This window comes from Bacillus sp. CGMCC 1.16541 (assembly GCF_003184905.1).
Taxonomy (GTDB): Bacteria; Bacillota; Bacilli; order Bacillales; family Bacillaceae_H; genus Priestia.
Map to the genome: position 1 here is coordinate 212,863 of NZ_QFRU01000005.1, position 21,160 is coordinate 234,022.

27 protein-coding genes are annotated in these 21,160 nt (G+C 36.1%); 5 read left to right on the forward strand and 22 right to left on the reverse strand.

Translation table 11 applies throughout. The annotated features are described in order from the left end of the window. Positions 1–4 precede the first annotated feature (4 nt). Positions 5–1,345 carry an acetyl-CoA carboxylase biotin carboxylase subunit gene (locus DIS06_RS09035; RefSeq protein ID WP_110112934.1) on the reverse strand — a complete coding sequence of 447 codons (1,341 nt, stop codon included), beginning with the start codon at positions 1,343–1,345 and terminating at the stop codon, positions 5–7. A 182-nt stretch (positions 1,346–1,527) separates the two neighbouring features. On the opposite strand from DIS06_RS09035, the gene DIS06_RS09040 reads away from it, so the two are divergent. Continuing rightward, positions 1,528–2,010: an N-acetyltransferase gene (locus DIS06_RS09040; protein WP_110112935.1), complete on the forward strand. Its 483-nt coding sequence runs from the start codon at positions 1,528–1,530 to the stop codon at positions 2,008–2,010. Between the two features lie 15 nt (positions 2,011–2,025). Here the strand turns inward: DIS06_RS09040 and DIS06_RS09045 are convergent, their stop codons facing one another. The 4 genes from DIS06_RS09045 to DIS06_RS09060 all read right to left on the reverse strand — a co-directional run bounded on the left by DIS06_RS09045 (position 2,026) and on the right by DIS06_RS09060 (position 4,425). Further along, a complete protein-coding gene (locus tag DIS06_RS09045; RefSeq protein ID WP_110112936.1) occupies positions 2,026–2,631 on the reverse strand; it encodes an RsfA family transcriptional regulator in 606 nt (201 codons plus the stop codon). A gap of 152 nt (positions 2,632–2,783) precedes the next feature. Next, complete coding sequence (locus DIS06_RS09050; protein ID WP_110112937.1) at positions 2,784–3,551, reverse strand: enoyl-CoA hydratase/isomerase family protein; 768 nt, start codon at positions 3,549–3,551, stop codon at positions 2,784–2,786. Between the two features lie 114 nt (positions 3,552–3,665). Further along, entirely contained in the window at positions 3,666–3,839 is a 174-nt protein-coding gene (rpmF, locus tag DIS06_RS09055) for a 50S ribosomal protein L32 (RefSeq protein ID WP_110112938.1), read from the reverse strand. Positions 3,840–3,906: 67 nt separating this feature from the next. Then, entirely contained in the window at positions 3,907–4,425 is a 519-nt protein-coding gene (locus tag DIS06_RS09060; RefSeq protein WP_110112939.1) for a YceD family protein, read from the reverse strand. A gap of 161 nt (positions 4,426–4,586) precedes the next feature. Here DIS06_RS09060 and DIS06_RS09065 point away from each other — a divergent pair, with 161 nt between their 5' ends. Then, positions 4,587–5,807, forward strand: coding sequence for a nucleotidyltransferase (locus DIS06_RS09065; RefSeq protein ID WP_110112940.1), 1,221 nt, complete (start codon positions 4,587–4,589; stop codon positions 5,805–5,807). 37 nt (positions 5,808–5,844) lie between these two features. On the opposite strand, the gene DIS06_RS09070 is transcribed toward DIS06_RS09065, so the two are convergent. Together DIS06_RS09070 and DIS06_RS09075 are read right to left on the reverse strand one after the other, a co-directional pair. Beyond that, positions 5,845–6,864, reverse strand: a complete 1,020-nt coding sequence (locus tag DIS06_RS09070; protein WP_110112941.1) for a SepM family pheromone-processing serine protease — start codon at positions 6,862–6,864, stop codon at positions 5,845–5,847. Continuing rightward, on the reverse strand, positions 6,854–7,648 hold the full coding sequence (locus tag DIS06_RS09075) for a patatin-like phospholipase family protein (protein WP_110112942.1): 795 nt from the start codon (positions 7,646–7,648) through the stop codon (positions 6,854–6,856). The genes DIS06_RS09070 and DIS06_RS09075 overlap by 11 nt, the downstream gene beginning before the upstream one ends. A gap of 181 nt (positions 7,649–7,829) precedes the next feature. Between DIS06_RS09075 and ylbJ the strand changes: the two genes are divergently transcribed. Further along, on the forward strand, positions 7,830–9,053 hold the full coding sequence (gene ylbJ / locus DIS06_RS09080) for a sporulation integral membrane protein YlbJ (RefSeq protein WP_110112943.1): 1,224 nt from the start codon (positions 7,830–7,832) through the stop codon (positions 9,051–9,053). Between the two features lie 37 nt (positions 9,054–9,090). Here ylbJ and coaD read toward each other — a convergent pair whose 3' ends face one another. Together coaD and rsmD are read right to left on the reverse strand one after the other, a co-directional pair. Next, positions 9,091–9,579 carry a pantetheine-phosphate adenylyltransferase gene (gene coaD, locus DIS06_RS09085; RefSeq protein ID WP_110112944.1) on the reverse strand — a complete coding sequence of 163 codons (489 nt, stop codon included), beginning with the start codon at positions 9,577–9,579 and terminating at the stop codon, positions 9,091–9,093. A gap of 70 nt (positions 9,580–9,649) precedes the next feature. Then, a complete protein-coding gene (gene rsmD / locus DIS06_RS09090) occupies positions 9,650–10,213 on the reverse strand; it encodes a 16S rRNA (guanine(966)-N(2))-methyltransferase RsmD (RefSeq protein ID WP_110112945.1) in 564 nt (187 codons plus the stop codon). A gap of 390 nt (positions 10,214–10,603) precedes the next feature. On the opposite strand from rsmD, the gene DIS06_RS09095 reads away from it, so the two are divergent. Then, positions 10,604–10,993 (forward strand): DUF7147 family protein, encoded by a 390-nt coding sequence (locus DIS06_RS09095; RefSeq protein ID WP_110112946.1) that lies wholly within the window; start codon positions 10,604–10,606, stop codon positions 10,991–10,993. 30 nt (positions 10,994–11,023) lie between these two features. Here the strand turns inward: DIS06_RS09095 and DIS06_RS09100 are convergent, their stop codons facing one another. Next, the gene (locus DIS06_RS09100) at positions 11,024–11,299 is read right to left on the reverse strand and encodes a YlbG family protein (protein ID WP_110112947.1); all 276 of its coding nucleotides are present in this window, start codon (positions 11,297–11,299) and stop codon (positions 11,024–11,026) included. Between the two features lie 88 nt (positions 11,300–11,387). On the opposite strand from DIS06_RS09100, the gene DIS06_RS09105 reads away from it, so the two are divergent. Beyond that, the gene (locus DIS06_RS09105) at positions 11,388–11,714 is read left to right on the forward strand and encodes a hypothetical protein (protein WP_239421965.1); all 327 of its coding nucleotides are present in this window, start codon (positions 11,388–11,390) and stop codon (positions 11,712–11,714) included. Here the strand turns inward: DIS06_RS09105 and DIS06_RS09110 are convergent, their stop codons facing one another. The 12 genes from DIS06_RS09110 to aroA form a co-directional block, all read right to left on the reverse strand. After that, on the reverse strand, positions 11,715–12,161 hold the full coding sequence (locus DIS06_RS09110) for a YlbF/YmcA family competence regulator (protein WP_110112949.1): 447 nt from the start codon (positions 12,159–12,161) through the stop codon (positions 11,715–11,717). It lies immediately after the preceding gene. Between the two features lie 75 nt (positions 12,162–12,236). Continuing rightward, positions 12,237–12,653 carry a hypothetical protein gene (locus tag DIS06_RS09115; protein WP_110112950.1) on the reverse strand — a complete coding sequence of 139 codons (417 nt, stop codon included), beginning with the start codon at positions 12,651–12,653 and terminating at the stop codon, positions 12,237–12,239. A gap of 478 nt (positions 12,654–13,131) precedes the next feature. Continuing rightward, positions 13,132–13,368, reverse strand: a complete 237-nt coding sequence (locus DIS06_RS09120) for a YlbE-like family protein (RefSeq protein WP_110112951.1) — start codon at positions 13,366–13,368, stop codon at positions 13,132–13,134. 10 nt (positions 13,369–13,378) lie between these two features. After that, entirely contained in the window at positions 13,379–13,789 is a 411-nt protein-coding gene (gene ylbD, locus DIS06_RS09125) for a YlbD family protein (protein ID WP_110112952.1), read from the reverse strand. 76 nt (positions 13,790–13,865) lie between these two features. Further along, positions 13,866–14,444, reverse strand: coding sequence for a lipoprotein heptaprenylglyceryl N-acetyltransferase LhaT (gene lhaT, locus DIS06_RS09130; protein ID WP_239421967.1), 579 nt, complete (start codon positions 14,442–14,444; stop codon positions 13,866–13,868). 137 nt (positions 14,445–14,581) lie between these two features. After that, positions 14,582–15,349 (reverse strand): menaquinol-cytochrome c reductase cytochrome b/c subunit, encoded by a 768-nt coding sequence (locus DIS06_RS09135; RefSeq protein WP_110112954.1) that lies wholly within the window; start codon positions 15,347–15,349, stop codon positions 14,582–14,584. A gap of 60 nt (positions 15,350–15,409) precedes the next feature. After that, entirely contained in the window at positions 15,410–16,084 is a 675-nt protein-coding gene (qcrB, locus tag DIS06_RS09140) for a menaquinol-cytochrome c reductase cytochrome b subunit (RefSeq protein ID WP_110112955.1), read from the reverse strand. Positions 16,085–16,087: 3 nt separating this feature from the next. Then, positions 16,088–16,597, reverse strand: a complete 510-nt coding sequence (locus DIS06_RS09145) for a Rieske (2Fe-2S) protein (RefSeq protein ID WP_110112956.1) — start codon at positions 16,595–16,597, stop codon at positions 16,088–16,090. Between the two features lie 272 nt (positions 16,598–16,869). Continuing rightward, positions 16,870–17,334 (reverse strand): YpiF family protein, encoded by a 465-nt coding sequence (locus DIS06_RS09150; protein WP_162595923.1) that lies wholly within the window; start codon positions 17,332–17,334, stop codon positions 16,870–16,872. A gap of 282 nt (positions 17,335–17,616) precedes the next feature. Beyond that, entirely contained in the window at positions 17,617–18,156 is a 540-nt protein-coding gene (locus DIS06_RS09155) for a ReoY family proteolytic degradation factor (protein WP_110112958.1), read from the reverse strand. 96 nt (positions 18,157–18,252) lie between these two features. Beyond that, entirely contained in the window at positions 18,253–19,509 is a 1,257-nt protein-coding gene (locus DIS06_RS09160) for a tetratricopeptide repeat protein (RefSeq protein WP_110112959.1), read from the reverse strand. Positions 19,510–19,843: 334 nt separating this feature from the next. Continuing rightward, on the reverse strand, positions 19,844–21,145 hold the full coding sequence (gene aroA, locus DIS06_RS09165; protein WP_110112960.1) for a 3-phosphoshikimate 1-carboxyvinyltransferase: 1,302 nt from the start codon (positions 21,143–21,145) through the stop codon (positions 19,844–19,846). Positions 21,146–21,160: the final 15 nt, after the last annotated feature.

The following is a 21,160-nucleotide window of genomic DNA, read 5'->3' on the forward strand; positions in this document are numbered from 1 at the left end:
CTTTTTAGCCCTTTACTAATGATGTTGATAAAAATGATGTATCATATTGTCCTGCAATAAACCGTTCATCTTTTAAAATCTCTTTAAATAACGGAATGTTTGTTTTTAGACCTTCAACACTTCTTGTTTCAAAGTAAGCATTTGCTTTTTCAATCACTTCTGAACGAGAAGAGCCGGTAATAATTACTTTTGCAATCATTGGATCATAAAACGGCGTGACCGTATTTTGGTTTCCATACCCGCTATCTACTCTAACCCCATCACCTTCTAATAAGTTAAAAGTAGAGATTGTCCCAGGTGACGGAAGGAACGTAACAGGATCCTCTGCATATACACGAAATTCCATAGAATGATTTTTCCTCATAATTTCTTCCTGCTTAAGCGGCAGTGCTTCGTCCTGCGCAACAAGAATTTGCCATTTAACTAGATCGACTCCTGTTACTTGCTCTGTAATCGGGTGTTCTACTTGAAGACGTGTGTTCATTTCTAGGAAATAAAAATTCTCACTTTCGTCTACAATAAACTCGACTGTCCCTGCGTTATAATAGCCTACAGATCTTGCTGCTTGTACAGCTGTTTCACATATTTGTGCAGTTACTTCTTCTGATAGAAATGGTGACGGTGTCTCCTCAATTACTTTTTGATTACGGCGTTGAACAGAGCAATCACGTTCAAATAAATGAACTACATTTCCTTGTTTATCACCAAATACTTGTACTTCAATATGTCTAGCATTTGTAATCAACTTTTCGACAAATAGTTCATCGTTTCCGAAATAGGCTTTTGCTCTAGCTTTTGTAGATAAATATGCTTTTTGTAACTCTTCGTCATTATTACAGCGAACCATTCCAATTCCACCACCGCCACCGCTAGCTTTTAGCATAACAGGGTAACCAATGGAGCGAGAAAACTCAACTGCTTCTTCAACGGTTGATAGCGTCTGTTCACTTCCCGGCACAACCGGCACATTCGCTCGTTTCATTGCCTCACGAGCAGCAACTTTATCGCCCATCATCGCAATAACATCAGAAGAAGGCCCAATAAATATAATTCCTTCCTTTTCGATTTTGTTAGCAAAAGCCGTGTTCTCTGATAGAAATCCATACCCTGGGTGTATCGCATCGACTCGTTCTTCTTTCGCAATTCGAATAATTTCATCGACATTTAGATAAGATTTTTGAACTGGAGCTTCTCCAACTCGGTAAGCTTTCGTTGCTTTTTTTACATACGGTAAATTTGCATCTGCATCCGAATAAATAACAACTGTTTCAATGCCTAGTGATTCGCACGTTTTTATAATACGTGCTGTGATTTCACCCCGATTAACAATTAAAATCTTCTTCATCCTTCCATCCCCTTTCTAAAAAACCCCCTTGCAAAACTTATATTTCTACATTTTTTCCTAGAATCCTCCTCTTTTTTTGCAAACGCTTACTAATTTATATGCAGAATTTTTTTTATTTTTATTATATAATCATTATATACACATCATCAGATTGTCTGAAAAGAACACAAGGGGGATTTTTTATGACATATGAAGTGAAGCGTTTACAAATCAACTACAAAACTTTAGATGAATTTAAAAAGTTTAAAGAATATGGAATTCAAGAATTATCTATGCTAGAGGATTTAAATGCTAAAATCTCAGAAAACGAAATCAATTCTCCATTTTATGGAATTTATTTAGGTGATAGCTTAGTTGCAAGAATGAGCTTATATAAGCGAAACAAACGATTCGATCAGTACTTTGAGCCCCAACAAGATTACTTAGAAGTTTGGAAGCTTGAGGTGCTAAGTAATTATCAACGTAAAGGGTTAGGTGCCACACTAGTGGAATTCGCTAAATCATTTAACTTGCCGATTAAAACAAGTCCTCGTGTAAAATCTAGTGAATTTTGGGCTCGCATGGGCTTTTTACCTGTTACGTATGACATGGATCGAGATTTAGGAGAGAACCCACTGATTTGGCTACCTCAAGGGGTTATGGAACAAAAACAAACAGCTGAATAATTCAGCTGTTTGTTTTTATTTCTCTAACCTTTCTAAATTCCCGTTTTTATCCATCTGAAATTTCACCTTTTTACTTTTATCATCCTCTTTTAACACGACCATTTTTCTAGCTCGTTCCATAATTTCTATTAATGATTTATAATCATCCTCTACAATTAATAGGTTGTTTTGCAACATTCTTTTTTCTTTTTCTAGCTGCAGCACTTGTTCTTGTAGGTTTGCTAATTTCCTTTGCAAACTTTCATTTGTTTGAACAAGCTCAATTGAATTTTGCTGACCTTGCTCCATTCTTTCAAGAAAACGGATCACTTCAGCGATACTTAAACCTTTACTTTCCTGATTAGCATAATCAACAATATCTTTTTTTACGTGTGATTCCTTTGAGAGTGCAGTTGACTTTAAATCTTTTCTTTGCTTTTTTGCAAGTTCGATTCCCGTCTTATACTTCTTTCGTACATATGAATTCCAACGAAATCCACAAGCTGCCGACGTTCTTGATAGTTTTTGTCCTACTTCTTCGAATGCAGCAAGTTGGGTGCCACCTTCACGTATATGTCGCAACACGATTTCCGCTAACAACAAGTCTTCATCTGCAGTCCATGCGTCTTGTCGAGAAGTCATCTAGCTATCCCTCCTAATAGGTTTTGTTACATAGTATGCAACTACTAGAAAAGATAGACTATTGTTACCTTACCTTTTACACCTTAAGTATGCTACACATTACTCACGTAAAGAGTTACATGTGCATCTTGTTATAAGTACATAACCAATCTCTATTTACTTTTCATCATAAACTTCTCCACAGCTAGATAATGTGGCTCTGATTCCCACAACTTTGCACACGTTAAAATCTCTATCCGAATTCGATCCCATAGATTGCTTTGTTCCCACTTTCTTTTTACCACTTGTTTGTATGCTACCAACACTGGTGTAGGCTTTTGAATCATTTCCTTTAACACTTCATCTGCTTTTTCTGTGAGATTCTCATAATTTGTTATGTATTGTAAAAAACCAAAATCTTTTCCTTCTTGCGCAGTATATAGTTGTGCTGTTTGTAACATTGTTAATGCTTGATGATAAGGTAGTTTCTCAAATAAAATGGCGCCACCACCCCATCCCGTTGTAATCCCCAGGTTCCCCTGAGCAAAACCCATTCGACTGTGGTTACTGCCTATTCGAATATCACAAGCAGCTGCAATTTCACACCCTCCCCCTACTGCTGTTCCATTGATTAAAGCAACCGTTGGCTTCTCTAATGTTAATAACTCATACACAATCCTGCCCATTTTCATAAGCATAACAGTTGCTTCTTCTTCTGTTTTAATAGTATGAAACACCTCAAGGTCTCCACCACTGCAGAAAGCTTTATCTCCACTGCCTGTAATAATCAACGCTTTAATCGATTGATCATCTTTACAAATTTGGAGCGCTTTTTCTAAATCGTTCATTACATCATAGTCAATTGCATTTCTTCTTTGTGGCCTGTCAATGATAAATGTTGCAATACCGTTATCTGCTACACTGAATAAAGTTTTTTCCATTTCAATCCCTCCCCTTATACTTTGTTCTTCAAATAAAACCAAAATCCTTCTATCCAAAAAACGTAATGCACATAACAAAAGGCCTTCCAAACGGAAGGCCTTTTGTTATGTGCATTACTTGCTTACTACTTCTTTTCCTTTATAAGTTCCACAAGACTTACATACGCGGTGTGATAGTTTCATGTCACCACAATTTGGGCATTCTACCATACCAGGAACTTGTAATTTGAAGTGCGTACGACGCAATCTTTTTCTAGTTTTAGATGTTCTTCTAAAAGGTACAGCCATTATTCCCACCTCCTTAAAAGGTATTAATAATCATATGAAGGCCGGTAACGCCGGATCTTCGCAATGTTTATTTTTCTTTGTTTTTAAAGAAATCTTGAAGCCCCGCTAATCTTGGATCAATTTTGTTTTGTTGATCTTCTTCAGATACAACTTCCCAATCTTTACCAGACTGCGGCGCACCCTCTTGTTGCTCGTCTTCACTAGCGAAAACTTGCAGAGGAATTTCGAGAAGGATTAGTTCTTTAATGATTGGCATTAAGTCAATCGTTTCTCCTTCAACGAATTGTACATCTTCATTTTCTTCATAATCAGCTGTTGCTTTTAACAGGAATGTTTCAGTTACTGTTACATTAAATGGATAAAAAACGTCTACTAGCGTTCGAGAACATGGTAATGTCATCTCACCACTAACATTTAAATGAAACGTTACTTTAGATGAGTTAATATCGGCTCTCCCGCTCACATGAACGGTTGACATACGACGAATTTGTGGATCAACATCCTTAAACTCTTCACCATCTATTTTCTCATCTAACTTTAACCCTTTGTGTTGTAACTGATACAACTGATGTACTGTCCATTTCATTGTTTATCACCTCAAGGCAACAAAAGTAATTATAGCTTTCACAAGATTATTTGTCAATATTTTTTCTTTACACTATAATAGACTTATTATGACTCATCCATACAGGTTGTAAAATGAAAAAATATTGATCAAACTACACGTTAGCTATAAAAGGAGTTACTATGCAAGCTGCAGGAATTATTGTTGAATATAACCCATTTCATAATGGACATTATTATCACATTAATGAAACAAAAAAACAAACGCAATCAAACTGCATTGTGGCTGTCATGAGTGGCCACTTCCTTCAAAGAGGGGAACCCGCTCTCGTTTCAAAGTGGGCTCGAACAACTATGGCGTTAAAAGGTGGTGCAGATCTTGTTATTGAGTTGCCATATGCTTTTTCTACTCAACAAGCAGATTCATTTGCCACAGGTGCTATTTCTCTCTTAGACGCTCTACACGTTCAGTCTCTTTGCTTTGGAAGTGAAAATGGGCATATCGATGAATTCATTCAAACAACATCGCTTTTACAAGAACATGAAGAGAAATTATCACTTCTTACAAAGAAAGCAATGCAACAAGGATATAGTTATCCGAAAGCTTCTTCTTTAGCATTCCAAACTCTTTCGCACGAAAAAGCAGAATCCATTAATTTATCTCAACCAAATAATATTCTTGGACTTAGTTATGTAAAAGCAATTAACAACTTGCATGCATCTATTAAACCACATACCATTACTCGAATTCAATCTCAGTATCATGATACTGAACTTTCAGACACATCCATTGCAAGTGCCACTAGTATCCGAAATGCATTATTTTCACGTTCTAGCAGCCTTTCAGATATTTCATATCACGTACCAGATTTCACACTAGCTCTTCTAGAAGACTACTTTAAGGCGTATCATACTTTTCATCATTGGGAAAATTACTTCTCTTTCTTAAAGTATAAGTTGCTAACAATGACAGCCGAACACCTTCAACAGATTTATGAAATAGAAGAAGGAATTGAGCATAGACTGCTCGATTACATAAAAGAAGCACAGTCTTTTCATGAGTTTATCGACAAAGTTAAAACAAAGCGTTATACATGGACGCGCTTACAGCGTATTTGCACACATATTTTAACACACACAACCAAAGAGCAAATGACCTTTACTAAATCTCATGGTGCTGATTATATTCGAATATTAGGAATGTCTCAAACAGGGCGAACTTATTTAAAAAAAATCAAAAAACAAGTTGAACTTCCTCTTGTTTCTACGGTATCTCAGTGTGACATCCCTTCTCTTGCCTTAGATATACAAGCAACAAACGTTTATAGTATGAGTTTAACTGAACCTTACCGAACAAGTCTTATGTTAAAGGAGTACAATACACCTCCAATTTTGTTACCTTAACACTAGTGACAAAAAATAACAGGATCTTAAGATCCTGTTATTTTTTGTCTAGCTGTTCTAAATACCTAATAGCGTCATCAAATGTATCGATTGGAACAATCTTCATTTTAGTGTTAATTCCCTTACCTGCTTTTAAGGCTTCCTTATAGTTGGAATTCTTAATGCCCCCTTCGTTTGGAGCCAAAAAGATATCTGCACCAGATTGATCTGCTGCTACAATTTTTTGCTCAATACCACCAATTCTACCTACTTGTCCTTTGTCATCTAGCGTTCCTGTGCCTGCTATTTCATACCCGCCTGTTATATCTTCCTTTACAAGTTGGTTATAAATCTCTAATGAGAACATAAGCCCCGCTGAGGGACCACCAATTTTATTTGTATCCATTTTAATATCAGGATTCACTTCTATTTCTCGGTCAGTCACTAAGGAAATGCCTAAACCTACCCGCTTCTCTGAGCCTGGAAATTCTTTCACACTTACTGTTGCTACTTTCTTATCTCCTTCTCTCTCAAATTGAATGGATACTGATTCTCCTGCTTTCTTATTTGAAACATAGGAAATAAGGTCGTCCGCTTCATTGATATCATAATTATCTACTTTAAAAATACGATCTCCTACTTCTAACTTACCATCAGCAGGCATATTTGCGACTACACTCATCACATATACCCCATGGTTCGTGAATGAAATTTCTTTATTTGCCTTTTCATACGCTACAGAAATAGCAGATTCTTTAGACGTTTCCATCATGTGTAACTGGCGATATGTATACTCTTTATCTGTTTCACCTTCCCGAAGAATCTCTTCAACAGGATAGATATGTTGAAAGTCTTGGATATGTGCCAATAAGTAAGAAAGAGGTGTCGCCTTCCCCATTCGAACAGTTGTTAACATTAATGACCCCTCTTCTTCATATCCACCTTCTACTTGAACAATTGGAGCAAGTTCTTGAGCCATTCCCGGCTTTGTAATGTAGTAAGGAAGTGGAAAAAATGTTAGTCCTCCTGCTAATAATATTCCACATAAAAAGACAAGTATATATGATTTAGATTTCATGCTGGTTCTCCTTCCACTTCTCTATTGCATCTTTAATTTTTGGAATTTGTTTAAATGCTTCTTCTTCCCCAATTGAAATAATTTCTTTAATGTTTGTGAAAGCTCTAGAACTGAACATTTCTAACTGAGGTCTAATCATGACATCAGACGCAATTTCTCTATTTTTCACAAGTTCATCTTGTAAAATATCTAGACTTTGTAAAATGACATCAAAGATTGATCCCACTTCGGCGTTAATTTTCACACGTGAAACATCCACTCCTATCACAATATCCGCCCCCATTTCTTTAACAACAGATACTGGAATACGATCCACAACTCCTCCATCAACTAATAATCGTCCGTTCCACGGTTCCGGAACAAAAATACCTGGAATTGAGATACTAGCTCTTACAGCTTCAGCTACCGGTCCAGTTTTAAATACAACCTTTTCACCTGTTTTCAAATCTGTCGCAACAATAGCAATAGGTGTATTTAACTCTTCAATATTTTTCCCTTGTGTAAACGTACGAACAAGATCTTTAATACGATTTCCTACAATGAAACCCATCTTAGGAACAGTAAAGTCTAAGTAATATTTACGCTTAAACGCATGTGCGATTTTATACAATTGTTCCATCTCTAGTCCTGTTGCATAAAAAGAGGCGACAAGCGCTCCCATACTACTTCCTGCAATGTAGTCAATTGGAACATTTTCTTCTTTTAATACCTTCATGACACCTAAATGGGCAAATCCCCGTGCTCCACCTGATCCAAGTGCTATGCCTACTTTAGGATTTTTCAATTGACTAGCCTCCTCTTATAAGAAACTCAATTAACTGGTCTAAATGAATGACCTAGACTCGTATATTGATATATAGGGTATGTACAACCTCATTATGATGGATTCTTACGTAATTTTATCATTTTTCAAACCGTTACGCATTTATATATAAATCGAAACATTCAATCAAGGAGATGAGAATTTGAGTAAGTCCCTTATTAAGACGTTCTTATTAGCGGTTGCAGCAACTGCGTTAGCACTTACTTTAATGATTTATCCAAAGGAAGCATTAGAAGCGTCTACTAGAGGATTAACTATGTGGTGGACCGTCGTATTTCCTTCTCTCTTGCCATTTTTTATTATTTCAGAGATGTTAATTGGATTTGGCATTGTCCGCTTTGTTGGTGTATTGCTAGAACCATTGATGCGACCACTGTTTCGCGTTCCAGGTGCAGGAGCTTTTGTCTTGGCAATGGGAATGGCTTCAGGTTTTCCCGCTGGAGCGAAATTAACGGCGAACTTACGCATAAAAAACCAACTCGAGCAAGTCGAAGCCGAACGACTTGTCTCTTTTACGAACTCATCAAACCCTATTTTTATTTTCGGTGCTATAGCTGTTGGTTTTTTTAGTAATCCACAGCTAGGTATCATCCTAGCACTAGCTCACTATTTAGGTAATATTTGTGTTGGTTTAGTCATGAGGTTTCATGGTTCATCTTCTACAGAAATCACTGAAGAAAGAAATGTGCAAAAAGCAACTCTTCGCTATGCTTTTCAAGAGATGCATCGTACACGACTAGAAGACAATAGACCTATCGGCAAATTGCTAGGAGATGCAGTCACTTCTTCAATTCAAACATTATTAATGATTGGTGGATTCATTATTTTATTCTCTGTATTAAATAAACTTCTATACTTAATGAACATTAGTTCTATACTGAGTCACTTTATTTCCTATATATTTAACTTCTTCAACATGACGAAGGAATTAAGTTTGCCTTTTATTTCAGGGATGTTTGAGATTACATTAGGAAGCCAATTAACAAGTCAAACAGATGAAGCTTCCTTACTTCATCAACTATTAATTGTCAGCTTTATTCTCGCTTTTAGTGGCTTTTCTGTGCAAGCTCAAGTAGCCAGTATCTTAGCAGAAACAGACATTCGATTTTATCCATTCTTTATTGCTCGTATTTTCCACGGCTTCTTTTCTGTCATCATTGTATTATTACTTTGGAATCCTTTGAGCTCTTATATAAAAATGTCTCACCACAATGGCGAAGCTATAGCGACATTCTATCCACATACACCTTATGAATGGATTAATGATTATTTCTTCCTTTGTCTTCGTTACGGACCGATTATCACTATTGCTTCACTTTGTATTTATATTTATATACGCCATACTCGATGGCGAACATCTCTATAAAAAAAAACAAGCACTGCCAAATCTGGCAGTGCTTGTTTTATACACTTTGCTGAAATTTTTGTGTGAGCGCTTCCTTAACAAGAGGTGGAACGAGTTCTGAAACATCTCCACCATATTTTGCAACTTCTTTTACAATGCTTGAACTTAAAAATGAATATTGATTATTTGTCATCATAAATAACGTTTCAATCTCTTTTTCGATTACTCGGTTAACAGATGTAATTTGCATCTCATATTCAAAGTCTGATACAGCACGTAATCCACGTAAAATCGTACTAGCTCCTTTTTGTTTAGCATACTCCATTAATAAACCGCTATGGGATTCTACGACGATATTTGAGATTGAACTTGTCACTTGCTGCAATAGTGCTACCCTTTCTTCTACAGTAAACAATGGATTTTTCGATGAGTTGTTTAATACTACCACATAAACTGTATCGAATACATTGGCTCCCCTTTTGATAATATCTAAGTGTCCTTTCGTAACTGGATCAAAGCTCCCTGGACAAACTGCAATACTTCCCATCTGTATCCCCCTCTATTTAGTAAGTAGATAAACTTTCTCTATAGTATGTATTAAATACCTTGTGATTTTTTTACAGAGAACTTTGTTTATATTTATAAATACAAACCGCAATCACTCCATATGTTTCCTCCTTCACCCTTTCAAATAGGCCTATTTCATTAGGTAGGGTAACATCATTGGAATGTTCTGCTACAATTACTCCTGTTTCAGACAAAAGACGATGTTCACTAATTGTCTCGATAAGCGCTTTCAGCTTTTGTGCTTTATATGGTGGATCTAATAAAATTAAATCAACTTGTACTTCTCGCTTTATAATCGCTTTTAATGCTCGCTCTGCATCATTACGATACACCTCAGCCTGTGATTCAAATTGACACGACTCTAGATTACTTTTAATCGTTTGAATAGCTTTACCATCTCGATCTACAAATATTGCTTTGTCCATTCCGCGACTTAGCGCTTCAATACCTAGCCCTCCACTACCTGCAAATAAATCTAACGCTAACCCCCCATTAAAATAGGGTCCAATTATATTAAAAATTGCTTCCTTTACTTTATCTGTTGTGGGGCGTGTTGTCATACCGGGAACTGCTTTGAGCATTCTTCCTTTTACATTACCTGATACTACTCTCATCACTATCACTACCTTACTTTTACAACTATTTCTTCATTATCCTAACACAAAACAAATTATGAAGACTATAAATTTTCATTATTTATCCTATACATTAATCTTTTTTTTAATCTCATGTATAGAATGAGTTTCAAAGGACATAATTGATAGTAACAACATCATCGAATAGATGTTGTTGCCAACCGCGGAGAAGACTTACGTTTCCCCATAAGTTCTTCCTCCGGTTTCTCCTCTCCCTTTGCCTTCTTAATTTGATTTTATTTAATGACCATTAAATAAAATCAAAGGTGGAAGGGCCCTGCATCGAAAGATTGCGGGGTTTTTTTATGTTTACTCTTGTCATATTCAATGGTACAGTATGGTTGAATACATACTGCAGGAGGCTTTTATATGATTCAACGCTTTATTGAGTTAGGAGAAGGCTACTCTGATATTTATGAGCTTTTCGAGATTGCGAAAAATAATGAGCATCGCCTTTCTCATCTACTTATGCTTCGGACAATAAAAGATAAGAAGACTGTTGCTTCTTTTGTTGTTATTCTACAACCAACGCTTGAAGGAGAGTTTCAACCTTTATATATTTGCCGAGAGGGAATCACTCTTTTAAACGAGAAAGATAGTAAACGAGTAGAGTTATTTAAACACCTAGCACATTCCCTTAATAAAGAAGTCATCACACTTGATGTGAAACCATCCACTACTTTTCCTGAAAATGCATTATTTTATCAACACTTAATCGGTATTTTACGAATGAACCGTTATATTCCCCCAATGAAATAAAAAAAAGGTGGAAAACCTCCACCTTTTCGCTTATATACCTATTTTATAATCATATTCTTTCGCTTTATCCGGCTTAGAGTTTTCAAACTCCGTTTTTAAGAATGGTTTATAGGAAGGAACAACTTTCTTGACGAAGGATAAGGACTTAATCTTCTCCATAGTAACATCCACTTGATCCATGTTACAGTACAACACAACATACTTCAGCTCTTTTGATACGTATTGAACATTCCCAAACCTTCTTAATGCTTTCGCCTGCTTCACGGAATGAATATATACGACGATCCCTTGACGTTCAACAAACATAAATGGTTCCCCTCTTATTATGTACATTTTATAACAGTCTAGCACATAAAATTATCACCTTGCAATACTAAACATATGATAACGAGAGGTGATCGCATTGTACCTTAATGATATCTGGCTTATTTTCTTAGAAAATCTTCAAGCTGATGAAGGAATCATACTTGTAGAAAAAAAGTTAATTACTAACGTTCCGTTCCTTTACATTTCTTCGACACACTCTATTCAAACTAAAATAGATGAAACAATCTATGCTTCATCTATTTTAGCGACAACTTCTACAAAAGTAACATGGAAATCCTCTTTTATACGTCAAGAACATCGTCTATTTGTGTATCAACATCGTTTTTTTGTTCCGCAACAAAAAATGTTTTGCTGTGGAAACCTTTGCGAGGATTGCATTCGGTTAAAGCGTTAATTATGCGCTACAACCACAGCTACCTCCTGAACCACAGCCTCCACTACAACTAGACATCGTATCAAAGAAAGGGTTTCCTGTTGGTACTTTGACATACTCTGAAACAGACTTTCCAATGATCACACTAATTTCATCAAGCAGTTTTTGTACCTCTTTTTCTGCTTTCTTAAATGCAACCACACTTTCATGTAAGTCTACTTCGCGCTTTAACACTCTAATTTTTTTTGTGATACTTGAATAATCAGGGTGGTATTTGCCAAAGCGTTGCACATCCTCATACTGTTCTTTCATTTTGACAAACTCTTGTATAAGTTCTTGTGCTTGTTTATCTTGCTTCAATGTATAAAAGCTCTGTCGATAATGCTCCGCAACTTCCGATTGTAAAATTAAGTTTGAAAGTTGCTCAGCCTCATCAATGAGCTCAACTGTTCTTAATGTTGTGAGCATGTAAAGCTACACCTCCTATTTCATCTTATCACGTTTTGTAGTTAATTGAGAAATAGAAAGTAAATCTCACCTTACTTATGGCTGAATGTGGACCGTAAATTCTTTTACAAGTCCATAATTTTCCCCTTCATTTTTCATTAATTCAAGCTTAACCGTATGCTGCCCTACAGGTAAGTTTCTTACTGTAAAAGCAGCTTGAGTTACCTTATTAACAAGCTTATTATCTACAAAAACGTTAATAAATCCTTGACCTTCTTGATTTTGATCAAATTGATTTGTAAATGAAAAATCGTCAATTACACATTCAACAAATACACTTTTTCCTTTTACATGTTGATGCACAGTCATTGATCGGTTGTTTACTGGCGCTATTACTTCAACATGTTGTGATAACGATGACATAACCAACTCTTTTGTTTCAGGCTTAGGTTTATCCTTTTGGCAACTAACTAACATTAGTAAAGCTAAACATCCAATAACAGGTCGTAACACACTACCACTCCTTTTATATGTAGTGTTTACACGATGGATATTTTTACTCTTTTTAACTAACACTTTCTAATACGTCTTTGCTTAAAGAAAAAGTTCATGAAAGAGCATCGTTTTGAAAGTTGTTAGAGTCAAAATCACCTTCACCGCTACTTGCTCGATGGAAACATCTCTGTTAATACCTAACACGTCATGTATAATAAAAAACTTTTAGGTGGGACATAATGAAATGATTCCTTCTCAAAAACGAACAATGACGTTTCTATCATCATTAGGTTATAACAACAAGTTCGTTTCATTGCGCTCTAGCCACTCGACTCCATTCCACTATTCTTTTAAACTGATTTTCCCAATCAACAAAAATATCCAAACTATCAAGAGCGTATAACTCATAATAGTTCGGATGCCTTATCAACTAAAAGACTTATCTCACAACCTTAAGCTTATGTCTAACCTAACCTTCCTACACAACAGACAGCTTTTACTGATTTTTCATTGCTTGGAACATATGAAACATCATATTCGCCATTTGAACAGAGTTAGAAAATTGTTCCACTCTATCAGGGATGGTTTGCTTAAAGTATTGCAAAGATGCAAGTTCAAACTTTTCTAATTCGTTCGGGTCACGTGTTAGCTTTCGATACCAAACAGGCTGCTGTCTTATAAAATCAATTAACTTCGGCTTTGAAACAATGTAATCATACACATCTTTACGCATAAATCATCACTTAATCTTTCCGGAAGCCAAACGGATTATTTGGCCCTGCTGAGCCACCCCCACCACTTGGTTTGTTCGATTGAAATTGCTGTAATACTTGTTGAATGTTTGAAATAGCAGAATTAACATTCGTAATATGATGTTGCATTTGATTCATGTCAACATTTTTTAGTGACGTTAATAGTGTTGTTAGAAAGTCTTTCTTTTCGCCTTCAGACGTTTCTGTTTCACTTGCTTCTACTTTGTTCGTTTGATAAGGTGCCCACATCTCATCATTCGCACCAAATAAATACCAATCTTCATACAATTGTTTCCACGTCTTCTTTTGCCCACGTACTTCTTCTATTAGCTTTGGATGTTGTTTCACAAATTCTTTAAATTCCGCAACAGATGGATGAAGATCACGTTTTGTCTCAGTCATTCTCACTCACCTCATACACATTAGCCTACTATATTGTAGCGTGTACAACCTCAATGTGTTCGCCCATTTTTGAGATTTATTTCTCTTTTTTTCGTATACATAAAAAATACGTAAGAGCGATAGAAGCAACACTAAGCCAAAACGTAAAATATCCTATCTGTGGAACAAACTCGTCTAACACACGATATCGTGGCATCATAAAAAATACATAGTCAATGATATCGTTATGAAGAGTCCAAACTGCTGTCACAATAAGGTGCCACGGCTTTAATTTATAAAAGGCACTGTATAAGACTCCTTGCATGGCCATCGCAGCATGTGAAGCAATTAACATGAGCATAATAGGATCTATTACACCTGTTACTTTGTACACTAATACATTCATTACAACTGCCCAAATTCCATATTTAAACAGCGTTACAATTGCTAACGCCTCAAATAAGGGAAAGTTACGCTTTAAGAGAAAGCCAATTAAGACAATGACAAAAAACAAGCTAGCTGTTGGACTATCTGGAACAAACAACAGAAATTTCCCAGGAGTTTGAGCTAATTGACTTCCGTACCAAATATATCCGTACACTGTTCCTAAAATATTGATAACTAATAGCAACCATAAAGAGCGTCTATCTTTTAACGTATAAAAAAGCCAATTCACAATCATTCTCCTTTTTCTTCATTATTAACAGTATGTATAACTCTGCAATTAATCAGACAACTATTCCTAGTTTATCTAAGATTTATTCACAATCGTACAAAAAAAGCTGACTTTAAAGTCAGCTTTTTCTTTCTTATTTATTCCTTGCCAATATTCGCAATGTATTCAGATAACGTTTTTAATTCTTCATCTGTACCTTTAAAGATACCCGCTGGCATGCTTCCTTGTCCATTTTTAGCAATGTTAGCGATTTCTTCAGGTGATAGCTCTAGCCCTGTTAATGCAGGAGCAGCTGGACCACCTTGTAAGTTATCACCGTGACAAGTTAAACATGTTTGCGCTTCAAGAATTTTATATCCTTCAGCTTCTGTATCGATTTCGACTTCATCACGAATTTCACCTTGAGCTTCTTTCGCTTCCCAATCTACTGCAACTACTGACTCCCATGTTAAATAGAAAGTTGCTGCAATAGCTAGTAGCATAAAGCCTGTTGCAAAAGGGCGTTTTGCAGGACGACGTTCAGGACCTTTATCAATGAATGGAGCTAATAAAAGCGCTCCGAACGCAATACCTGGAATAATGAATGCCCCAATGACATTGTACGGACCTGATGCATACGTATACTTCAGTAATTGATATAAGAATAAAAAGTACCAGTCTGGTAACGGAAGATATCCTGTGTCAGTCGGATCTGCAACACGCTCTAGTGGAGACGGATGCGCCACTGTTAAACAAAGATATCCAATTAAGAATACAGCTCCTACCATCCATTCTTTTAATAAGAAGTTTGGCCAAAAAGCTTCCGTTTTACCTGGAAATTCAGAGTAATCTTTCGGAATATTCGGTTTTCTCTCCGCTGGAACACGAGAGTCACCAACGAATTTCATACCTTTACCACGATGCATGCTATTTCCCCCTCCTTTTTTCATAAGGTTTTAAGATCAAAGTGTAGTAGATAATTAATCTTATAGTGGACCTGAAATACCTTGTTTACGAATCATTAAGAAGTGAGCACCCATTAAACCAAGTAGCGCACCAGGTAAGAAGAATACATGAATCGCAAAGAAACGCGTTAACGTTTGAGCACCAACAATTTCAGGATGACCAGCTAATAATATTTTAACTTGCTGACCAATTATCGGTGTAGATTCTGCAATTTGTAACCCTACTTTTGTCGCAAATAGCGCTTTCATATCCCACGGTAGTAAATAACCAGTGAAACCTAAACCTAACATAACAAAGAAAATAAGAACACCAACAACCCAGTTTAATTCACGTGGCTTTTTGTATGCTCCTTGGAAGAATACTCGAAGCGTATGTAAAAACATCATAACGATTACTAAACTAGCTCCCCAGTGATGCATACCACGGACAATTTGTCCAAACGCAACTTCATTTTGCAAGTAGTATACAGACTCCCATGCATTTTTAATATCTGGTACGTAATACATTGTTAAGAACATCCCAGATAAAATTTGAATCACAGTAACAAAAAATGTTAATCCACCAAAACAATAAACAAATGCTGAAAAGTGATGAGCCGGATTGACATGTTCAGGCACTTCGTGATCAGCAATATCGCGCCACAAAGGCGTAATATCTAGACGTTCATCAACCCAGTCGTAGATTTTATTTAACATTTATTACGCCCCTCCTCGTGGTTTTGCTTTTCCTAAATACAAAGTACCATCTTTGATTTCTTGAACATACCCATCTAACGGTGCCATTGGTGGTGTACCAGGTACGTTTGTTCCATCTTTCTCGTACAGACCATCATGGCAAGGACAGAAAAATCTAGTTGGATGATTTTTATCACCCGCCCAGTTTACAGTACAGCCTAAATGCTTACAAACTGGCGATAGAGCAACAATGTCACCCTTTTCATTTTTGTATACCCATGCTGTCTTTGGTTCTTCTGATTCATACCATGCATCTACCTGTTGAATCTTAAAGTTAACACGCGTTGGCTCTTCAGTGATTTCATCAACTTGCGCAACCGCTACCAATTCTTGATCTGTGCCTTTGCGTAATACTGGATCAACTGCAAAGCGCACCATCGGCATTAACATACCAGCTGCCATGAATCCACCGACACCTGTTAGGGTATAATTCAAAAATTGTCTTCTTGATACCCGATGTTTTTTCTCGCTCATGTTTTTCCCCCCTCTATCAAAAGTTCAGTCCATCGGACAGTATATGAACAAATATATAAAACTAGGACATACTCATGATATATCAATATTTATCCAAGGTCAATATGAGGATAGCCTCTAAACGTGGCAATCATGTGTCAATTTCTATTTTTTTCTTATTTTCTCTATCTACTGTTATTACAATATTGGTTGCGCTTACAAATAAGAAAAAAAGAGTAAAAATCTATTTTTATCGACTTTCACCCTCTTACAAAATATTCTATTTCGAAAAGTTATTTCTCTTTTTTCCATTGTTCTAAAAACAGATTCATCATCTGTTGCACTTGATCTTGAATGACTTTCACTTTATATTGATCATCTAAATTTTCTAATGGCAAAGAAGGTAACCAAAGAAAGCTTTCCCCTAATTCATTTTCGTACTGCTTCCATGCACTATCACTCGTCATAATAAATACATGTTTAAACCTATTTTCTTCCATATTATTTTTCCACAATAACAAACGATTCTTTTGAAGTTCAAGATCTTCTTCTTTCAAGTATGTAAAAGAAGGACTTAAAAATAAGCGCCCTTTAAATTGTCGCTCTATTTCTGACGTCAACAATGTCATATATTCTCCCATAGATGCATTCGTTTTAATTGAACTACCAAAGTCTAATGGGATAACAGGTAGTAATATCGAATCAACATAGTCTTTTGCTTGTAAATACATATCTACATCTTTTGTGAACCACTTCATCGTTTCATACCTCATCTCGTTTATACTAGCACTTTTTAAACATATTATTTTCTTTCTATTTTATTATACAAAAAATCACAGAAGATTTACATTAGACAACCTTTATAAAAAGATAACGCGTGTACTTCGCGATAAAAAACAAAGTGCCAAGTTTACGTTTGCGGAATACTTAAAGCGAAGTATCCCCCAAAATAAACTTGGCACTCACGTTGAACGTGACGAGAATTTTTCAGGCCGTAATCCTCGACATGAACATACTATCTGATTGATTCATAAACTGACTCATGTCAAATTATTCAAATAATCTGTTAGTCTTTTAAATTCTTCTTTATTATGATTATCTAATGCTTCATCAATCAACTTTAGTAGTTTGGAGCGCTGAAAAGATTGCACAGATTCTTCTAAAACTCGTTCTGCTATCAATTTGTCTTTTTCATTCGCATGCATGTTTTTAGGCATATGTGGATTGTCTTCTAACACTACAACGTATTGAGGCGATGAATATGACGATCGAAAATTCAACTGAATATAAATATCTTCATCTCGGTTTAAGCGAATATCATGAAATGATTTTTCTGCATCAGTTGTCATAATGTTTTCTTTGTAAAAGCGAAACGGTGGTTCCTCCACGCAGTGAGTGGACATGACCATGCCTCTTGGACAAAACTGAGCTTGCTCAACAAAATGTACTTTCTTCATTAATTGATCATGACTCATTAAATAATTTAAAATCCACACACATTCACGTCTTTTTAATTGATAATTCGTTAAAAACCAACGGACAAACTCTTTCTTCTCGTTGACAGAAACAGGGGTCGCCATACTCTCACTTCCCTCCTCTGTAATTAAAATCTTTTAAAAGCACCCTTTTGACATACATATTCAACATTTATATTCGAAAGTCCTTTGAACTATTGTTTATTCTTCTAATTGAAATAATATGTCTTGTATCTCAATTGAAGTTGGATCCAAACTTAATAACTTCGTGAAAATTTCCTTGGCTTTTTGTCGCTCTCCCTCCTCTAATAAGAAATATCCGTACTCCTCTAAAAATGCGTATTCTTCTTTAAAAACAGTATATGCTGTCTCATAGTGATTTAATGCCTCTTTATACTGTTCTGTTTCTTGATAAGCTCTTGCTAAATCCCATTCAAAGTGAGGATCATATTCGTTATATTCAGTGGCTAATTTAATATTCTCAATAACATCTTCATAACGCTCTTGACTCATATATAACTTTGAAAGTGTTAAGATTGCTTCGACATACCCAGGATCTAATGCAATCGCTTCTTTAAAGCCAGCCTCCGCTTCTTCTTCATTTCCTTGTTTAAGTGCTAGCTTTCCTTTATAGAAGTACAGTTCTTTTTGGAATTCATCTTGAGAAATCCCTTCCTGTACTACTTGTGATGCTTCAGCAAGCATTTCTTCATGCTCATATGCTTTAGCTAAATATAAATAAAGAGAATGATACTGAGGATCAAGCTCTTTTAATTGGTTTAATGTTTCAATTGCTGTTTGGTAATGACTAGCCTGGTAAGCAGCTATTCCATACTCAAATAATGTATTAATTTCTAGTTTCTCTTTTAATGATTCATCGAAATAAGGCAATGCTTCTTCAAATTTTCCAACTCCACTTAAACATTCAGCAAGTCGCTGCCTTACATCAATACCATTTATCTCTTTTTCTTCTTGTAACAATGATTGATAGTAAGGAATCGCTTTATGAAATTCACCTTGACTATTGTAGAATTCTGCTAAGCCGAAATCGATAATTAATTCACTTGGTAATAATTTTTTTGCTTCTAAAAGCTTTGTCTCACTTACTTCGCTTAAACCTTGCATTTGGTATAAATCTGCTGTGAGTAGCAATGACTGTACATAAATTGGATCATCTTTACTCACTTCATCTAACATTTCAATTGCCTCTTCTTCTTTTTCAAGGTCAATTAGAATTTCAGCTTTTAACATATAAAGTTGTCCTTCATCCGGATACAGAAACAATAACTCGTCAATAATTTTAATCGCATCTTCTAATAGTCCCCATGTATAGAGTTGTTCTGCAATTAAAAATTTCTCATTATCATTTGCTTTTTCGTGAGCTTGTTTTAAAAGGTTAAGTCCCTTTTCTACTTCGTCACTTTCAACATAGCGTATCGCTTGTTCTAATTCTTTCATTTTTGCATGTTCTCCTTTATATCTATTCAAATCTATTTTATTTTTCATTTCAGTGTGAATTGTTTTAAGGTAAGATACACCTATCATAAAGGAGATTAATGTGGAGTTCAACAAAACGGTCTACACTTTGAATAAACAAACCCGCCATACATTCGTTTATATACGAATATAATAATGGCGGGTTACTTTCATTTACGTTATTTCCACAAATATTGTTGTTCGCTACTAAATAGTGATTTGCGGCTGATTTCCGTTAATAATTACGCATCTGGCGCTTCAACCCGCACCTACCAAAACGGCGTCTTCTAAAGATAAAAATCGAAACAACAGTCAATTAAAGAGAGCTTTCATTTAATAAATACTCTAAATCCGTAAAAAAGTTAGGGTACGATACATGAATGGCTTCTGCTCGCTCAAGGAATGTATCTCCATTTGTAATACATGAAGCAATTGCTAGCATCATCCCAATGCGATGGTCTCCATGACTATCAACAGTACCTCCACTCAGTTGTACCCTTCCCTCAATGATCATCCCATCATTTGTTGTGACAATGTTGGCTCCTAACTTCTTTAATTCTGATACTACAGTATCGATACGATTTGTTTCTTTAACTTTTAACTCTTCAGCATCTTTAATAACGGTCTTTCCGCTTGCTTGTGTAGCAAGTAATGCGATAATCGGAATTTCATCAATTAATCGCGGAATTATATCTCCACCAATTTCGATACCGTGCAAATCTGATGTTTCAATAACGAGATCGCCAACAGGTTCACCATTAACAATTCGTTCATCTTTAACCTCAATTGAAGCGCCCATTTGCTGAAGCACATCAATGATTCCAGTGCGGGTAGGATTAAGTCCAACGTTACGTAAAGTAATATGACTGTTTGAAACAATTGCACCTGCCACTAAAAAAAATGCAGCAGACGAAATATCACCCGGTACATGAATGTCTGTTCCTTTTAACGTTTGACCACCTTCTATAGAAATAGTTGTTCCTTTCACATCAACATCCACACCAAACGCTGTTAACATGCGCTCTGTATGATCTCTTGACTTATGAGGCTCTGTTACAACTGTTGTACCTTTCGCATGTAACCCCGCTAGTAAAATAGACGACTTAACCTGAGCGCTAGCCACAGGAGACTCATAGCGAATTGGACGCAAAGTTCCTCCTCTTGTGGATAATGGCGTAAACTGCCCAAGCTCTCTACCATCGATCTTTGCACCCATTGAACGAAGTGGAACCGTCACTCGTCCCATTGGCCTTTTTGCAATAGATTCATCCCCAATTAAAGTTGTGTGAAATGGAGCACCAGCTAAAATGCCTAGCATCAATCTTGTCGTTGTACCCGAATTCCCTACATCAAGTACTCCACTAGGCTCACTTAACCCATTTACTCCCTTTCCATCTATTTCAACATAATCATGTTCACGCTTAATGGAAACACCCATTTGTTGAAAACAAGAAATTGTACTCAAACAATCCTCGCCAGGTAAGAAATGATAAATCTTTGTTTTCCCCTCTGCAATTGCGCCGAACATGACAGCTCGGTGGGAGATTGATTTATCACCTGGTACGCGTAGTTCACCATTTAAGTTTCCACCATTTTTGTATAACTGCTTTTGACTCATATTCTATTCTCCTTT

Excerpts from the sequence above, each read along its gene's own strand:
- DIS06_RS09035 (WP_110112934.1), bottom strand. The coding sequence starts at position 1,345 with ATGAAGAAGATTTTAATTGTTAATCGGGGTGAAATCACAGCACGTATT.
- DIS06_RS09040 (WP_110112935.1), top strand. The coding sequence starts at position 1,528 with ATGACATATGAAGTGAAGCGTTTACAAATCAACTACAAAACTTTAGAT.
- DIS06_RS09045 (WP_110112936.1), bottom strand. The coding sequence starts at position 2,631 with ATGACTTCTCGACAAGACGCATGGACTGCAGATGAAGACTTGTTGTTA.
- DIS06_RS09050 (WP_110112937.1), bottom strand. The coding sequence starts at position 3,551 with ATGGAAAAAACTTTATTCAGTGTAGCAGATAACGGTATTGCAACATTT.
- rpmF (WP_110112938.1), bottom strand. The coding sequence starts at position 3,839 with ATGGCTGTACCTTTTAGAAGAACATCTAAAACTAGAAAAAGATTGCGT.
- DIS06_RS09060 (WP_110112939.1), bottom strand. The coding sequence starts at position 4,425 with ATGAAATGGACAGTACATCAGTTGTATCAGTTACAACACAAAGGGTTA.
- DIS06_RS09065 (WP_110112940.1), top strand. The coding sequence starts at position 4,587 with ATGCAAGCTGCAGGAATTATTGTTGAATATAACCCATTTCATAATGGA.
- DIS06_RS09070 (WP_110112941.1), bottom strand. The coding sequence starts at position 6,864 with ATGAAATCTAAATCATATATACTTGTCTTTTTATGTGGAATATTATTA.
- coaD (WP_110112944.1), bottom strand. The coding sequence starts at position 9,579 with ATGGGAAGTATTGCAGTTTGTCCAGGGAGCTTTGATCCAGTTACGAAA.
- rsmD (WP_110112945.1), bottom strand. The coding sequence starts at position 10,213 with ATGAGAGTAGTATCAGGTAATGTAAAAGGAAGAATGCTCAAAGCAGTT.
- DIS06_RS09095 (WP_110112946.1), top strand. The coding sequence starts at position 10,604 with ATGATTCAACGCTTTATTGAGTTAGGAGAAGGCTACTCTGATATTTAT.
- DIS06_RS09100 (WP_110112947.1), bottom strand. The coding sequence starts at position 11,299 with ATGTTTGTTGAACGTCAAGGGATCGTCGTATATATTCATTCCGTGAAG.
- DIS06_RS09110 (WP_110112949.1), bottom strand. The coding sequence starts at position 12,161 with ATGCTCACAACATTAAGAACAGTTGAGCTCATTGATGAGGCTGAGCAA.
- DIS06_RS09120 (WP_110112951.1), bottom strand. The coding sequence starts at position 13,368 with ATGCGTAAAGATGTGTATGATTACATTGTTTCAAAGCCGAAGTTAATT.
- ylbD (WP_110112952.1), bottom strand. The coding sequence starts at position 13,789 with ATGACTGAGACAAAACGTGATCTTCATCCATCTGTTGCGGAATTTAAA.
- DIS06_RS09135 (WP_110112954.1), bottom strand. The coding sequence starts at position 15,349 with ATGCATCGTGGTAAAGGTATGAAATTCGTTGGTGACTCTCGTGTTCCA.
- qcrB (WP_110112955.1), bottom strand. The coding sequence starts at position 16,084 with ATGTTAAATAAAATCTACGACTGGGTTGATGAACGTCTAGATATTACG.
- DIS06_RS09145 (WP_110112956.1), bottom strand. The coding sequence starts at position 16,597 with ATGAGCGAGAAAAAACATCGGGTATCAAGAAGACAATTTTTGAATTAT.
- DIS06_RS09150 (WP_162595923.1), bottom strand. The coding sequence starts at position 17,334 with ATGAAGTGGTTCACAAAAGATGTAGATATGTATTTACAAGCAAAAGAC.
- DIS06_RS09155 (WP_110112958.1), bottom strand. The coding sequence starts at position 18,156 with ATGGCGACCCCTGTTTCTGTCAACGAGAAGAAAGAGTTTGTCCGTTGG.
- DIS06_RS09160 (WP_110112959.1), bottom strand. The coding sequence starts at position 19,509 with ATGAAAGAATTAGAACAAGCGATACGCTATGTTGAAAGTGACGAAGTA.
- aroA (WP_110112960.1), bottom strand. The coding sequence starts at position 21,145 with ATGAGTCAAAAGCAGTTATACAAAAATGGTGGAAACTTAAATGGTGAA.